Here is a 16,109-nt window from a genome sequence, read left to right as displayed (position 1 = left end):
GGTTTTAAGATTAAACCCTCCAAGAAATCCAAAACATCATGTCCATTAGATAGCCATCCCCAATCAAGGAAGATACGTACATTGTGGTTGGAAATGGCATCTATAAGGCTTGTTCATAATAGTTCTGAACAAGCCTTAGCTCACTGGATTAAGCATGAAACGGATATCGATGACAGTGGTTGGATTCAGGCCAAGCCAGCAGCATTATTGAAAAACTGAAGAAGTGGCGGAACCGCGTCACAAGGAAAAAGCATGAATGATGTGAATAACTTTCGTAGTAAAGGTCCTGAACTGCTGGTAGAACTGGCACAGCACACAGCCTGCACGGTCAGTGAAATAATCCATGTTGAGCCTGCGTTGGCTGAACAAATTGGTGAAGCTGTTGCGAACCATATGATGCAGGTTTGGGGCGGTCAAAATGTCTATTTTCCTATGGGCATGGTTTGGAAAGTTAGCCTCCGTGATCGTGAGATTTTCAACGAGTTTAACGGTAAAAATCATCATGATCTGGCTCGCAAGTTTGGTGTTTCTATTCAATGGATTTACAGCGTAGTGAAGCGTATTCGAAAGGAGGAACTAGATCGCCTGCAAGGTAAGTTATTCGATAACGAATCTGAATAGGCAGGTCAAACTAATTGAGCTTAGTAAAATCAGATGGCAGACTAAGCATGATTCTCGTTCGGTCTGCCTTTCAAATACTGAAAAGGATTTACAATTGAATCTTCATAACTTCCCATTTAGTCCAAGTTTTTCCCATAATTATCTTTCAGTTCCCTGTCAAATATCTTACTTATGATCACCATCATCATTACATATCGGACGTTCTGGATAACCTCTCGGCTCTACTGTCGCCATAAACTCAGCAATCATACTGCTCTGACGTTTATCAAACCTGCCAGAGTAAACCCACGCGCCAAACTTAGATAACCAATCCTGCAACCAGATTTCTTGTGATTGGCTCAACTGTAGCCCATCCGTTGGAAACATCACACCCGACATAGCCGTACCTCTTCAACTTCCTTTTTCACTTTTGGTCATTAGTCTCGCTCTGCATTAAATAAAATCGAACAGCTGAGAGGCGACATTCTCAGCAGCTTCTCTAGTCGGGAAATTGCGATACAATATAAAGTTCCAAAGCACGTTTAATGTGGCTTTATAAAGTTCCTGAAATTCTAGCTCTTCCATTTTGGCAAAGCTAATTGAACGAGGTTCACGATATAGACTTCCGTTAGGCATCTCGTAAGTGTCATAGTGCCCTGACTCCACTGTTGCCCAGCGCCGAAAGGTATCAAAGGATTTGGTGGCAGTAATGTTCTGGGCTCGGTTTTTGGATATGCCAGCAAGATATTCATCCGCAGCGGATTGTAAGACATCTTCACTGCCCGCGAAGTGTGCAAGAAATTGTACGTAGCCACGCACAAGCGCTTTCTCTTTCGGGGAAATAGTGCCTCCAGTAGGTTGCCAGTATTCATAGCCAAGATTCAGAAGGGCAAAATATTTACGATGGAAACGCGGGTTATGTGCTTTCTTAAAATCCGCATAAAGCACATCGCCACACTTCACTTTGAAGTGCAGGTATTCCCTGGCTGCGGGAGTCGCCGGTCTCAGGGTGTCATTCGAGATTTTGATAAAACTATGCTGCGTCATCACTTATCCTCAAAGTTATGACACAGCAGCTTTTGTTTAGGTTATCGGATGTTCAGGCCGATACGAATAGAATAACCGGTGTTAGTATTAATTCCCAATTTTACTTTTTATTAAATAAGTTAACAACGTTTGTATCTTGTTGTGTCGTAGATATATTAATACTATTCTTCAATTGTATTCTGGATTGAAAATCAAGTACCTGTGATTCTGAAAAAAATCCCTTAGGAACTGAACATAAATCCTCTAAATCTCCTTTTGGGAAACCAAATTCCTCAAGAAGCGTTTTTTTACTAAAAGTTCCAGAATCCAATAATAGGTTCAAGCACCTAGGTAACAAACGAACCGACTCTGGTTTTCTAAGATCATCAAGCGGCTCTCCTTTTCGCCAACCTCTAGCAGAAATATTTTTATATAACCTCTGATATTCCAGAGAAGATATTAACTCTAAATTTCTCGCTCTAAGGATCATAGATTGTGCCGACATCCCCCAGCGATTTTTTAAAGATATGAAATTCTGTAATGTAGGATATGGCGGAAGCTCTACAAAAAATGACTCTTCCGGCAACATGAAACTCGACGCAAACTTATGTGCTTGCTCTTCTATTGGATTAAAATTAATAGTATCAAATTTATTTATATATCGATGTAAGACTATATGACCTAATTCATGAGCAGCATCAAATCGACTACGATAATAGTTATCTTTGTCACTAGCTAAAACCACATACGGTCTATTATCTAAATCATTCCATTGAGAATAGCCATCCATTACAGAACTACCTTGTTCAAATCTGGAACAGACTATCCCCGCATTCTCCATTACAAGCAATAGATCATCTATCGGTGCAATACCTAATCCCCAAGCTTTCCTACACTCAAAAGCCATTCTTTCAATCAACTGATCATCTATCGCTCTGTAATCCTTTACGCTAAGATGAGGAATGTTAACTTCTGGATAATCAAGATATTCTTGCATCTTACATGATAACTCTTGAAACCATCCCATGTATCGCTCTGAGGCGATACATAAGTCTTTTGCCGTGGTTGAAAGTGTTCGGAAGAATACTGGTTTTTTTTCGTACTTAACAATAGGCTTTGTGAACCAACTTACCGGGCAATTAAGAATTTGACTTAAGCTATGCAATACTTCTGCATCGGGGGAATGATTACCGTTTTCCCATTTGGTAATAGTTGATGGCGAACGATCCACTAATCTACCAAGGTTAATTTTCGATAATCCCCTCGCTTCTCTTATCTGTGTCAACCTTTCAGATTGGAAACCAGAAATTCCCACTCTCATAATGTCTCACCTATTCTATTTTTCCTGATCCTTCAGGCGCTTCTTGAGCTTAGGTAAAACCATATCAGGAATGACTATCTTTTTCTCTCCAGTATAGAGCGCTAAAAGCTCCGTTACAGATTTATTATAGTGAAAACCTTTCATATTGGTACAAGGAACCACAATCCTTAAATCCATCATGCTGGCCTGAGATTCATGATATGGTGGATTAATATTTATTAACAACACACCTAACGTATCAATGTCATTATGATGTTTACTATCTTCTTCTCTAAAAAGATCTGGAGTATAGCCTTCAAATTTTTCATTCAATTGGGCTATCAATGAACGATGTTTCGCGCCCCTTATGTGGCGCTCATCGTGATTTAACCCAATACGGCTAATTTTAACACCTTCTGAATCAATAATAATATAATGCTCCCCTTTCGGGAATGTATCAGCATCGTAACAAAGATAACCTGAGCGACTTGCAGCTTCCCTCAAAGCTGAGTTAAGGCCATAGTGCCTAGCCTGAGGCCTAAATCTACGTTGCTCCGGTTCACCAAGTTTTAATATATCGCCTATAGTTACTTCCTGTGCTGCGGCATACTTAGCATATAATTCATCTTGTACGTTAAGCCAAAAATCACGCCTGAAAGCGTTTATTATCAAATCGGTAATATCACTTTGTGTGTCGTTAATGCTCATTTAGATACCCTGATTGCGTTAAGCAGATTTTATGGTATTTTTTTTTCGTTTTGAACGCAAGCAATATGCTTAATATGTAATTTGTACGTTAAAAATACAACTTCAACTCTTATACCATCACAGCGGATGATAAAGTCACCTCATTGCCTGCTGTCACTACCCTGAACACCAATGATGATAACTTCCAATATCGTGCCAATTTGCTGGAAGAAACTATCAAGGCACAAGGCGATGAGCAGCAAACTAATCTCCGTATCTGGAAAGCAGTCCAACGCACCGATCCCCACTTTACAAAACCATTAGAGGGAATGGGGTTCAACGGTACAAGCATAAACAGTAACTATATGTTTATGCGGGCAACAGAACTATTCGGACCATTCGGTTATGGATGGGGCTGTAATGTCACAGAAGAAAAACTAATTAATGGTGCACCTATGTCAGAACCTATCTATGACGATAAAAATAAACAAATTGGGAGCCGATTCTTACGTGATTCTGACGGCACATTAATATGTGAACAAAATCACTCTATCAAAATTCTCTTTTGGTATCTGGTCGAATGTGACATTTGTGCTGAAATTGAAAGTTATGGTGCAACACCATACATGTACAGAACCAAATATGGAATTAAAACAGATGGAGAAGCTATCAAGAAATCACTTAGCGATGCCATAAAGAAAGCGTTATCGATGCTTGGATTTTCTGCTGATGTATTTATGGGTATGCATGATAACCCTGAATATCCGGCTGACAACAATATTGAATTTGAAATCAAGGCCGCCAGTGATAAGGCCGAGGATCTAGTCAGATTACGCAAGGAACTAGACGATAAGTTCACCCGTAATACAGAAACTATGCGTACCGCTGTCAGCAAAAATGAAATTCGCGGCATAGCATCTACCCTTATCCGTGAATTAGGCATTCATTTAGGCAACGCCAAGACCAAAGGAGATAAGGATTATGAAAAGTACTTATCTGGTCGTCTGCGTCGCTTGAATGAAATAGAGAAAGAATGTTTAACTCAATTAGAAGAAGCAAACTAATGACTACAACCGCAATTGCATTAGCAGCAGATTATGAAAAATTACAACAGTTGGTAGAAACTGGCGAATTCTCGCCAGAAGATATCGCCAATACACTTGAAAGTATCGAATGTACTATCGGTGATAAACTTGACGCTATCATGATCCATGTTCGCAATATCGAAGGCCAAGCCAAGACTCTTGCTGATGAGTCTAAGCGACTTACTAACCGTAAAAAATCATTCGAAAGGCAAGTAAAAAACCTAAAAAAGTATGCCCTAGATTGTTTACTGAAAGCGGGCATGGGTTCACTACGAACTACCAAAAACACGTTCACAGCCAGAAAAGGTATTATGAATGTCATCATTGATGATGAGTCAAAATTACCTTATGAGTTAGTTGATGTGCAGACAATTACTGCCCCGGACAAAAAAACCATCAAAGAAGCTATTGAAAACGGTATCTCTCGCAGATGCACGGGGTTTACGCGCCGATTATCTTTCTTTACTAGCAAAAGGCATCGACCCACAGACCCAAGCCTAACAGGCAGCAGATCGCAATTGACAGCATCTTCTCAAACGTGGCCACAAATTGGTTTGCTATCAAATGCAGCAACGTTACACCGGATTACTCGAAAGATATCTGGAGATCTTTAGAGAAAGATATTTTCCCGGCCATTGGCGAGATTCTAGTTTAGGAAATCAGCACATACACTGGTTGAAGCGCTGGAGCCAATTAAAGCGCGTGGTGCACTCGAAACCGTTCGTCGCCTCGTACAGCGTATAAACGAAATCATGATATACGCAGTTAACACAGGGCTGATTGATACCAACCCTTCTTCGGATGTCGGTATGGCATTTGAGAAACCTAAGAAACAGAATATGCCCACGTTGCAACCAGAAGAACTACCAAAACTAATGCTCTCTCTGGTTATGTCTAACCTGTCTGTTCCAACTCGATGCTTGATTGAATGGCAACTCCCTAACCTTAGTTCGTCCATCTGAAGCTTCAGGCACCCAATGGATGAAATTAACCTCGATACAAAGTTATGGTCGATTCCAACAGAACATATGAAGGCTAAGCGCAAACATATTGTTCCTTTATCTCCTCACGCATTAACAATACTCGACGTAATGAAGCCTATTAGTGCACATCGTGAGTATGTTTTTCCGAGCAAGAATGATCCGAAGCAACCAATGGATAGTCAGACCATTAATGCTGCTCTTAAAGAAATCGGATATGGCAGTTAGTTGCTCACGGTCTTCACTTTATTGCAAGCACGGAGATGAATGAAGCGGGGCTAAATTCTAACATAATGGAATCGGCTCTTGCGCATACGGATAAAAACGAGGTGCGTAGAATTTGCGGTCATCCAAAATACATACAACAAAGAAAAGAGCTGATGATATGATAGGGAAATCTGGTTTATAAGCGTTGAGGAATTCAGATGAAGCAACCTCATCCCTTAGTGTGTGCATTTCTGCTCTCAAATCTGCCATAAACTATGAGCTCAAGTTTAGAAATTACTTACCAGAAATGAGTATATCGTTAACGTAGAGGGCATATTGGTTACTTCGTGATAAAACTACCAAGTCAGTAAGCTTTTTTCAATTGTTTTTTCTCTAAAAAACTCAACAGATCAACATTCTTCCAATCAATAAACCAAGGATTTGATAACGCATCTGTTATGTAATCGTCAATAATCACATTTTTAGGATTAGCTTCTTGTAAAGATTTAATTACATTTCTGATCCATGTTTTTTTCACTTTCTTATCAATGTAAGGACACGATATAATATCCAAATACAACATGGCCTTTTCTGATAAAATAAGGATATCATCACAAGATTCAAATCTTTTATTCAATAAAGCTATAACCTTGTTCTTAGTTGATGAGTAAACCGAATTATTCTTGATAATATACAAACAAGACACTATATGATAATAAGAACTCATATCCTTAAAAACATTCTCAACAAGTATAGGTGGCAGGTAATGAGCAATATCAAGCTCAGCTAAAGCAAAAATTATATTGTAAGCTTCAAGGTTGATAACCCCACTTATTACCTCCTGATTTGCTGATATTGTTTCGAGATATTCCACAAGCTCATTATATATAAGTTGCTCTAAAGCATCACTATAATCAGGAATGTTTTGCTTAACATATCTAATCATAACAATCAGAATAGAAGCCAACTTATATGATGCACTTACTGATGGAGATACCTTATAGAAAAACAGCGCAACTGTTATAAGAGCATAAGCAGCTGAAAACATATTCCCTTCATCAAAGCCATCTTTTTTTGAAACCAGTCTTTTAACCCTTTCAAATATTACAGCAACAATATACGACGAAACTTCATCATAACTGACATGGTTTTCAAGACAAGTCATCTTAACCTTATCTATAAAAATTCTTGTTAAATGATTTTTTCGATAAACTTCTTTAGGTATTAACATTAAAGACTCATCAACTTCAAGAAAGCTATTAATAAATACATTCATTATATCGTTAATAGCATATATTACTTTGGATTTTGAAGTCAAAAATGGCCTTTTGTTTTTTGTTACCTTACTATTATTAACATGCATGTTATATTCATTTAACTCATCGGAGAAAATCTGGCATATTCTACTTGCTTCTTTATCTGACTTAGAAAATATAAAAATATCATCTACATAACGTTTTATCTCATAATCAATATTTCTAATGGAAGGAGGTTCCATTTCGGCTAACCTTTTACAAACAATGTTATCTATCTTCTGGAAAATAATTTCAGCAAATATACGACTTATCTCAGGCCCAATTATCAACCCATGTGTTTCATTATAATTGCATCGTTGCATTAATCTATCGAATGCATCACCGAAGTTTAGTGCTCGATTACCTAGCATTCCCTTAGTAAACAGTTTATCTTTAGTTGCCCATGAGATCGAATGTGTATAAATACTATCAAAACATTTTGATACATCTAAAGTATATAAAAACTGAAATCTTTCCTCATACTTCAAAAATTCGGATGATATATAAAACTTGTACAATCGGTCATACCCTTGATAGGCAAAATATGAGGAAGAATGCTTAGAGAGCAATTCCTTGCTCTCAGTCTCAACTCCATCATTCTTATATAAGTTTCTATTTTCCAATAAATTTTTATAGTAGTAGGTATTAGCTATTTTTATTGGTGCTCTTATAGAAAACTTACTCTGTGAGCAAAAGTGTGTAATCATTCCACTATAGTGCTCATAGAAATCTCTCATCTCAACCTGCGCTATCGGATGCGGGACAGAGAGTCTACGGTATTCCGACTCATTCTTCTTGATTTTGAAAACATATGGAATGGTGTATGATACTTTCTTGCTCTCACCAATAGCAATCCTTTTACATATTAACTTGCTTAAGCCAGAGAAATTATCGCAGTTTGTTACATTTCTATAAAAACCATCATTTGAAAAAATGATAGGGGTTTCATATGGAATTGTTTCAGTAACTAAAACCCTATTAAAGTCCTTCTTGTTAATTTTAACTTTTCTCATACTAGACATATTTCCAACACTCCTGAATCTTAAACATTTTAGTTGCCGAATAATGAAAGAAATAGCACTTCTCATGTCCTCGAATAAAACTAAATTTTAAAAGCCTGCATTTTTGCTCTTGTGTTAATTTCATGAAAAATTTAGAAAAAACTTTACCATAAGAGGATAGTATAGCTTTTTTAAGAAAAGAATCTATTTCAGATAGACCTTCTGAATTTCGAGCATTAAGCAAAGGATAATTATAATGAATACCTGACAAGAATTTTAACATTCTATCAGAGTCTGGCACGCTAAAATTTCCTGATAGAAACATTAGTCGCTCACATAGCAAATCAAAATCAGAATTTTTATTGAAACTTATTATTGAGTATACTATTCTACTTTTTATTTTATTAACCTTATTTCTTGCAAGATCAATATCAACCTGACGATATAAACCTCGAATATTACATTCAATAACATTATCAGTAATAACAAATCTATATCCTAAATACTCAAAACTAAATAATATATTCACGTGTGTGTTTTGTTTTGATTTTGGCGATTTTTTAATTACATCACTAACAAAAAATTTCTTTCCGTTATTGAATTTCAATCCCTGAGGCAAGGCAGAACGCAATGATCTTAAAAAACTATGATTTTCTTCGTAACCCCCTGTAACTATGATAATATCATCTACATATCGCGCATAATAAAATACCGCTTCCTCCCCTCTCACAAACTCATCAAAACTTTGCATCAAAGACTCCGATAACACCGCGCTAACAGAAAGCCCTCGAGGAATTCCATGACCTCCATTTATATGATATGAATATAATAACTCTTTCAATAACTGCTTTGTTTTAACACTTAAATTTCTTAAGCCATCAACATGTTTATAAACAAAGTCGGCTTTAAATGATTCATAAAACGACTTTATATCCAAACGATATACTCGGTACTGAGAACATTCAGAAACTAAAGACTTTAATGAATTCACTATAACTGTTCTGGGAACAGACTTCATTCGGTTGGTTTTGACTATGTTATTTTTTACCTTTCTAAGAACCAATATATCTGACACTTCATCTAACCAGTATACATTTTTTCCCCTAATTACTGACGAACTTAAATTAACGCCTAAAAAACCCTGTTGAGCTCTAATAGATGCTAAAAGAATAGTTTTTTGACGTTCATCTGGAACTTTTAATTTTTTCCATTTTTTAAAATCCTCTGGTTGGAAGCAGCCTGAAAGTGTACGAATATTAAAAGACTGGTCATACATACAACCATCCTAATGGTGTTCTCATTGGTTTTTATAACTATGCCTTATAAACACATAGCCTTCAAGAGCCGTTACGCTCAATTCCTTCCTCTCCTTACCTGCGCGCCTCATGGAACCTATTCTGGACAAGTTTAGTTATTATCTCTGAAATCCTGAGCTATTTTTGCTAGATAACTCATTATCTTGGGATTCCTAGTTTTTCCATGAGCATCTGGATGCATTATTGCTAATAAAGAATATTTGTTTTCTTCCAAGAGACCTTGAACATATACCAGACAAGCATCATTTTCTGAGTGGTTTTATTTACATGTCCTATAATGTTGAGCCCTGTTTTTAGGAAATGAATCAGGTGGAAAACAAAGATGAATATGCATCATACATGATTTATATGCTGCTTCTGACTGAGTGTAAGCAACATCTCTACCAAAATAATCAGGGAATTCTCCAGTTTCTTAATTCCTGCTAAACAATGTCTTAATGATAGATTTATGACGTTATACCTTATCAAATAATTGGTTATAGTAAGTCACAAACAGTCATAATGCGTCACTGTGCATTATATTTAAACCCACTATTCTTAACCTTAAAACCATGTAGTAAACGATAATTATATAATCCTTAACTCCAAAAGATAGTAATATGTTAAAAGCAAGTCTCAGAAAAATGGTATCATCCCTTACGCAACAATACGTTGAAAACATTTCCAGCTGTGGAATTATCTATAATGTATTACTGAAATTCATGATATTCATCATCACTTAATAGCTCTTTACAACCCTCAGTAAAAATATCTATCTCAATGAATATTATGTTTAAGTGCCCCATTTCCAATCGTAGTCTTTTCTCCCTCATACCCAACCAGATAATAGCGGACAATGGTTAATTTACATCCCAACGAACATCCCATAAGAACTGCTCCCTATGTATATATAGATTGACATCAAATATTATGGGAGCAGTTCACTAAGTAGCTTTTAATATTATTTCTCTTCAATTCCAAAGCTAGAATATATTACCCCCTGTTAATAACATATTACTTAATACCCAATTGCGAACCAATATGAACCTAAATTGTCACGCCCAATTACAGCATTAGTAGAATTAAATTCATAAACTGTTGAGTAGTTATCCGCAGGAATCGCATTAGCATAGACACTAACTTGCATAGATAAGCATGCTGTAGGAAACGGGATTGGATAGGTTATTGTAATTTGTCCAGGGCCTCCTTTCGGATTATACCCCCATTGATAAATTATTCCGGTATCGCCACATTTCCACCAACCGTTCACAGCTTTTAGGGCAGTATTTTCAGGGATATTAATCATGAATTCTCCTTAAGGTTAATAATTAATATTTTCTTCAAAAGAGATCTACCAACTAAATCATTTAATCACATAAAGCATACATTGATAATTTACTTTAACTATAGTAGTTATTAAATGAAGTATGATGAATTATTTTTATCGCCAATAGTGATTATCCATTACTGAGTAATTAATATTAATAAATAGTTTTGGAGACTAAAAATATACAAAATTATTTATTAATAATATCGTAAATCTACTTTTCCATTTCCTATTGTTTACCTTGTTACCTTGCGTGATCTCCTGCTGCACCTGTCATATAGATATGGATACAATAGTATAAATGAAAATTTTTATTATCATTTTCACAATATTAAATCAATGTATCTCCATTCAAAAAAATAATAAAAACAATATATTGAAAGATAAAATATAAAAACAATCAACACTAAATTATTCATTATTATTAATTTATAACAATTATTTCTCTATCCTTTATCACAAATCTATCGGCGTTACTTCAACAGATTTTCAACAACTCAACAAAACCATACCAAAAAGTAAGCGCAATATTAATTATTGAACAATAATTAGTAGCTCGGATAAATTATTTTACTCCACATACCCCCCTGATGAGGTACCACCCATGAAAAAGTTATCAGCTTGTCTTTTAGTATTGAGCATCTCTGCTTTCTCGCCTAACTTCGCGTCTGCAAGTATCTGTTTTCAAAATGAGAAAGATCTGGGTAAATGCGCTAAAGAATGTGCACCAGTCATTTTCCTTAGCCCTTTCCTTGCGACAGTTTGCCTTTAAATCAATAAACAACAATATATTGAATAAACAAAGTGACCAGGACAGTTTTGTTCTTGTCACTTTACTGTCACGCGGTAAAATATATACCACACTAACCAGAAACAACAGAAAACCTTATCAAAAAAATGCAAAATAAAATGCAGGAAAGTTATAATCCGTGCAACATAGCTATTATCTCATTTTAATATTGTCGCTTTCATAACCCGAATTAATTTATTTTTTATTTTTTAACAATCGATTATTTTAAATAAATTTAATGCAGATTAAATGAATTACCCAATCACCAAAATTACAATGTTAAATTATCATTAAAAATATTCTTTCTCCAATAAATAATAATTGAAGCAACGAAAAATATTAGACAAAAAAATACCAGCCAAATAATTAATTATCTATATCATTTCAACATTATATAATTTAAGAGACACAATTTTCAAAAATCCTTATTAATGGCTTATAGTTACATTGATAAGCAGAAATATTAGCCTCAATCCACTGTCTAGTATCTATAGATTCAAAAGAGATTTTATATCCACAGTTTATAACAATATATTCAAATAACAGTCGTTGTGTTCGCCCATTTCCTTCTCTAAAAGGATGAATCACATTTAATTCTGCATAATATTCAGCAAGTTTTCTAATAAGCTCCTGATAGTTTAATCCTACAAGATAATTTTCATTCTCTAGCATATCAAATATCCTATTCCCTTCTATCTCAATACATTTAGCATGACAGAAACGGGTATCCCCTTTAGATATATCAATTATCCTTAGTTGACCAGACCAATCATATAAATCAGAAAATATCTGTTTATGGAGTTGACACCAAAAGACCAAATCGTAAGGTGGTTCATGGAATGAAATATTCAATATAGCAAGTTCAGTGAGTTCCCTTTCTGCCTGTTCAAGCACAGCCGGATTACGAATACCTAATTTATTAATCAGTGTATCTATACCCGGATATGTGTAGGGATCTTGCCCTGCCCCATATTTATCTACCATAACTACCTCATTGTAAACTATATTTTTTAATTAGTTCATCTTTAAGATTTTTTTGCTCTTTCAGTGTTTCAGGCAAACTATTCATAACAATATTCATCCCTTCAAGACGCATGCTATCTCTATAGTTTTTTAATTTTACACGGTCAAAATAATGTTTTTTTTCATTATAAGTTGTCATTATTGTTTTTCTATTCTTTTGGTTTCTAATATCTTTCTCTTGCTGACGGGAATATTTAAATTTAGCCAGATCCAAATTTCTCAATTTACCATTAATCGCCTGACCACTTTCAAATATCCCCCAAGAAATAACTTCAAAATAACTGACCTTCCCATTCCTAATACGGTTAATCTTTACCTCTAAGTCTTGTCGCAATATTTGCAAAACCTGTTGCACCTTACGTTCAGATATCCCTGTCGCTTCTACAATTGAACGGGTGTTAGGATGATCTAATTTAGTCAAGGCCGCCATAACAGCTAATTCATATTTCATTTGAATTTCCAAGATACAATCTATGCAGCAATAGTATAAAACATCAAAGTAACGAAAACCAGAAAAGGGAATAGCGCTATTATTGACGAATCCGGTAAAGCACATGTGCATGAAGCGGATGCCCATAATCCCCAACCTTCCTGCTGCTCAAATCTCTGGATAATCGTATCCACCATCGTATTACTCTGTTCCGCCGTCAAAGTAGCAGGAAAATATTCCATGACTTCCGCGTTACTATTCAAATGGCAAAATGGCAATCTGTCTTGTTCTCTCCATGCACGCATGATTAATCTGTCTGTTTCCAACACCACAATCATATTCTCCTCCCAATGTTAGTTAGCAAACAGGATACTTACCATGCGACAAACCACATACTTCAATCAGATTAATTAAAACAATTAAATAGATATACCCTTCATCTTTCAAGCTGCTGCTTTGTTGGCTGCTTTCACTCACCCCAGTCACATCGTTATCCATGCTCCTGGGGATTCGTTCACTTGCCGCCGCGCTGTGGCTCGAAATCTATTAGGTATAGATTGCTATAGTAAACAAAACTAAAGAGGAAATAGATCAACTCGTTAAAAACTAAAAGAGAAGTGGCCCGTGCTGGAAGGATCTGAATCAGATGTCACACGGGCCTGGTTTATCAGGCACTTGTTTTTACCGTGGCCTTATCTTTAGATTTATCATTATTGGTATCTTTTATTGGTACAACACGTTCGGACGCTGTTTTGTTTTCAACCTGTTCCGATTGCCCAAAAAACAAACCTCCACGCTTGATAGACATACTACCGCAACGACTGATTCCTCGCAGCTCACCATGTTCAAGAATATCCAACGTCGCTGCACAACAGGTCCCTTCAACATCGCCATCAATAATGATTTCTGGCGCACTAAGTTCACCTTCAACCCGTCCAGCATGCATAATGCGGATCGCACCCTCTTTCACCCGGATATTACCAATCACTTTGCCCCAGATTTGTATATCACCTTCGACATCAATATCGCCCTTAAATACCGAGCTTTTGGCAACAATAGTACAACGACGAGCTTCTGCACTGGCGTTCTTTTTATCATCAACAAATTGAGACACGGATTCAACAGCCGCTGCCTCTATTTTTTTTCCAAACATAGTTTTTAATCTCGACCTCATGTGAATAAAGCAAAATATTAGAGCCAAAAAAGAGAGAATCGCTGTTACTGCACAGCCAAAAAGATTACCAGCCAGATAGAATCCCAGAGCAATGCTCCACATGATCCATATACAGCTCAAAAAAATGTTGTCCGAAAAACGATGTTTTGCCATGTTTGTTCACGTTTTTGTTATTTTTCATGCTTTTTTCGTTAGAAAATACAAAACCAAAATCACTATTCTAACAGAACAGATAACAATCAATGCTAAAGGAAAGCAGGTATTTACAATGTTATTAAACGGTTAAAAGCCTATACCCGTTATCTTTCAAGTTGCCTCTTTGTTGGCTGCACTCACTCACCCCGGTCACATCGTTATCTATGCTCCCGGGGATTCGCTTCCTTGCCGTCGCGATGCATCTTGAAATCCATTGGGTACATATTCATTCTTGGATAACAATTAACAAGGAAAAATTAACATTAAAATAGAAACCTTATTTTTATAATTGTTAACATAAAGCAACAATAAAGTCACGTTATTAATGTTTAATTTTATTTACAGATGATGCGTTATAAGAATATTTCTCAATTAATATCTACTGATATTTATCTAACAAACATATTACTTATTTATACTTTATACGAATAAATGATTCTATTACAAACTTATAAGATTAATTATAGATTGGATAAATCATCATAAATTACTCATTTAAACTATATCATTATACAAAAGGATTAATATTAACAATCTTTTTTATCTATTCCTCTTATTCATTAGTTTTATACCCTTCATCTTTCAAGCTGCTGCTTTGTTGGCTACTTTCACTCACCCCAGTCACATCGTTATCTATGCCCCTGGGGATTCGTTCACTTGCCGCCGCGCTGCAACTCGAAATCTATTAGGTATATATTAATATAAAAAAGAGATAAGATTGATATGAGAATAATTCAATATGGAGATATAAAGAATGAAAGATTATATAGCAGGGATAATTTAAACGCCAAAATTTTATTGAAAATAATAGACCTCACCTGTCTCATAATCAAGAAATAGCTATTAAAAAGTAAAATTTATCATTAATCTGAATACATGAAGCTTCTTTCTCTGGCACAACTTCGAAGATTTATCAGTTTTATTAGCCACCCAAGGTAAAGCCAGCAATATTTTCAATATTGCCCGGGATAATAACTGATGAACTACTGGCTGTAATCTGCAATTTGCCAAATGGTTCTCAAGACTCTTATGGGTTGAAGCTCTCACCCTTTTCAATATTACGTTGGAAATTTCCCCAGGATTTACCGTTTTACCAAAAAGACCCTGACCGGTAGAATAAGGTATAGCAATAATAGCGCCATTAAAGGTCACTGTGATATAACTTCGATCAGATTTATTTGCAATAGATACAACACCCAATATTAACATGGCCGCTATTATAACTTTATTCAGTTTCATGTCTAATTATTACGATTATCTAATAACGATCAATACCAGCATACAATAACAATATATTTTAAATAAATCATTTCATTGTCAATCCTATTTTAATCTTATGAGGATTAGAAAAATTTGATGCAAGCAATGAATCATAAAAAATATTTATATATTAACAACAGGGCGGGATTCCACTTTGTATTTAATTTAATCAAAGAGAAGCTGGCTACGAAATTCTCCTGACCAAGTCGCTCTTCGACGTTTCGCTGCTTGACTATCTTTTATACTCGTATTTTGTTTAATCACATTTAATGCTATTCGATTAAAAAGAGCCATTTGTGCTGCACCATCAGGATCTTTAAGCGAGATAGCATCTTCCCGAAAGATGACGTCTAAAACCCAGTGTAGCTCATTTTCCACTGACCAATGCTTTCTTATTGCCGTGGCAGCCCGCTCCACATCTAAAGGCAACGAAC

16 protein-coding genes and 3 pseudogenes are annotated in these 16,109 nt (G+C 35.7%); 5 read left to right on the top strand and 14 right to left on the bottom strand.

Going from position 1 to position 16,109, the window contains the following annotated elements; translation table 11 throughout:
* On the top strand, positions 1-219 hold a 219-nt coding region (locus D3222_RS21990; protein ID WP_232832625.1), incomplete at its 5' end, for a phage protein GemA/Gp16 family protein.
* 33 nt (positions 220-252) lie between these two features.
* Positions 253-621, top strand: coding sequence for a Mor transcription activator family protein (locus tag D3222_RS21985; protein WP_036843675.1), 369 nt, complete (start codon positions 253-255; stop codon positions 619-621).
* A 165-nt stretch (positions 622-786) separates the two neighbouring features.
* Here D3222_RS21985 and D3222_RS21980 read toward each other — a convergent pair whose 3' ends face one another.
* From D3222_RS21980 to D3222_RS21965, 4 genes are all read right to left on the bottom strand, one after another.
* Positions 787-999, bottom strand: coding sequence for an antiterminator Q family protein (locus tag D3222_RS21980; RefSeq protein ID WP_232832624.1), 213 nt, complete (start codon positions 997-999; stop codon positions 787-789).
* A gap of 54 nt (positions 1,000-1,053) precedes the next feature.
* A complete protein-coding gene (locus D3222_RS21975; protein WP_118988018.1) occupies positions 1,054-1,647 on the bottom strand; it encodes a DUF1367 family protein in 594 nt (197 codons plus the stop codon).
* 100 nt (positions 1,648-1,747) lie between these two features.
* Positions 1,748-2,947, bottom strand: a complete 1,200-nt coding sequence (locus D3222_RS21970) for a helix-turn-helix domain-containing protein (protein ID WP_118988017.1) — start codon at positions 2,945-2,947, stop codon at positions 1,748-1,750.
* Between the two features lie 15 nt (positions 2,948-2,962).
* Positions 2,963-3,634 carry a hypothetical protein gene (locus D3222_RS21965; RefSeq protein ID WP_118988016.1) on the bottom strand — a complete coding sequence of 224 codons (672 nt, stop codon included), beginning with the start codon at positions 3,632-3,634 and terminating at the stop codon, positions 2,963-2,965.
* A 143-nt stretch (positions 3,635-3,777) separates the two neighbouring features.
* Here D3222_RS21965 and D3222_RS21960 point away from each other — a divergent pair, with 143 nt between their 5' ends.
* The 3 genes and pseudogenes from D3222_RS21960 to D3222_RS21950 all read left to right on the top strand — a co-directional run bounded on the left by D3222_RS21960 (position 3,778) and on the right by D3222_RS21950 (position 6,067).
* Positions 3,778-4,677: a hypothetical protein gene (locus D3222_RS21960; RefSeq protein WP_118988015.1), complete on the top strand. Its 900-nt coding sequence runs from the start codon at positions 3,778-3,780 to the stop codon at positions 4,675-4,677.
* Positions 4,677-5,120, top strand: a pseudogene (locus D3222_RS21955) (siphovirus Gp157 family protein); the annotation flags it as partial. The gene D3222_RS21960 and the pseudogene D3222_RS21955, both read left to right, overlap by 1 nt.
* Positions 5,059-6,067 (top strand): annotated as a pseudogene (locus D3222_RS21950) (tyrosine-type recombinase/integrase). The pseudogenes D3222_RS21955 and D3222_RS21950, both read left to right, overlap by 62 nt.
* 182 nt (positions 6,068-6,249) lie before the next feature.
* On the opposite strand, the gene drt3b reads toward D3222_RS21950, so the two are convergent.
* From drt3b to D3222_RS21890, 10 genes and pseudogenes are all read right to left on the bottom strand, one after another.
* A complete protein-coding gene (gene drt3b / locus D3222_RS21945; protein WP_157975401.1) occupies positions 6,250-8,202 on the bottom strand; it encodes an antiviral reverse transcriptase Drt3b in 1,953 nt (650 codons plus the stop codon).
* Positions 8,195-9,457: an antiviral reverse transcriptase Drt3a gene (drt3a, locus tag D3222_RS21940; protein WP_118988013.1), complete on the bottom strand. Its 1,263-nt coding sequence runs from the start codon at positions 9,455-9,457 to the stop codon at positions 8,195-8,197. Before drt3a ends, drt3b begins: the two co-directional genes overlap by 8 nt.
* 131 nt (positions 9,458-9,588) lie before the next feature.
* Positions 9,589-9,894 (bottom strand): annotated as a pseudogene (locus tag D3222_RS26260) (type II toxin-antitoxin system YafO family toxin); the annotation flags it as partial.
* 600 nt (positions 9,895-10,494) lie between these two features.
* A complete protein-coding gene (locus tag D3222_RS21920; protein WP_118988011.1) occupies positions 10,495-10,782 on the bottom strand; it encodes a gp53-like domain-containing protein in 288 nt (95 codons plus the stop codon).
* Positions 10,783-11,992: 1,210 nt separating this feature from the next.
* Complete coding sequence (locus D3222_RS21915; RefSeq protein WP_118988010.1) at positions 11,993-12,577, bottom strand: putative adenosine monophosphate-protein transferase Fic; 585 nt, start codon at positions 12,575-12,577, stop codon at positions 11,993-11,995.
* A 7-nt stretch (positions 12,578-12,584) separates the two neighbouring features.
* Positions 12,585-13,067, bottom strand: a complete 483-nt coding sequence (locus tag D3222_RS21910; protein WP_118988009.1) for a YhfG family protein — start codon at positions 13,065-13,067, stop codon at positions 12,585-12,587.
* Between the two features lie 20 nt (positions 13,068-13,087).
* Positions 13,088-13,384: a GNAT family N-acetyltransferase gene (locus D3222_RS21905; RefSeq protein WP_118988008.1), complete on the bottom strand. Its 297-nt coding sequence runs from the start codon at positions 13,382-13,384 to the stop codon at positions 13,088-13,090.
* 19 nt (positions 13,385-13,403) lie between these two features.
* Entirely contained in the window at positions 13,404-13,544 is a 141-nt protein-coding gene (locus D3222_RS25225) for a hypothetical protein (RefSeq protein ID WP_157975400.1), read from the bottom strand.
* A 169-nt stretch (positions 13,545-13,713) separates the two neighbouring features.
* Positions 13,714-14,199, bottom strand: a complete 486-nt coding sequence (locus D3222_RS21900) for a bactofilin family protein (protein WP_232832623.1) — start codon at positions 14,197-14,199, stop codon at positions 13,714-13,716.
* A 1,641-nt stretch (positions 14,200-15,840) separates the two neighbouring features.
* A partial coding sequence (locus tag D3222_RS21890; protein WP_118986978.1) for an ISAs1 family transposase occupies positions 15,841-16,109 on the bottom strand: 269 nt, incomplete at its 5' end.

This window comes from Photorhabdus sp. CRCIA-P01, from assembly GCF_003545805.1.
Classification (GTDB): domain Bacteria; phylum Pseudomonadota; class Gammaproteobacteria; order Enterobacterales; family Enterobacteriaceae; genus Photorhabdus; species Photorhabdus antumapuensis.
The sequence above is the reverse complement of the archived record's forward strand: the minus strand, read 5'-3'. Positions and strand labels throughout refer to the sequence as shown.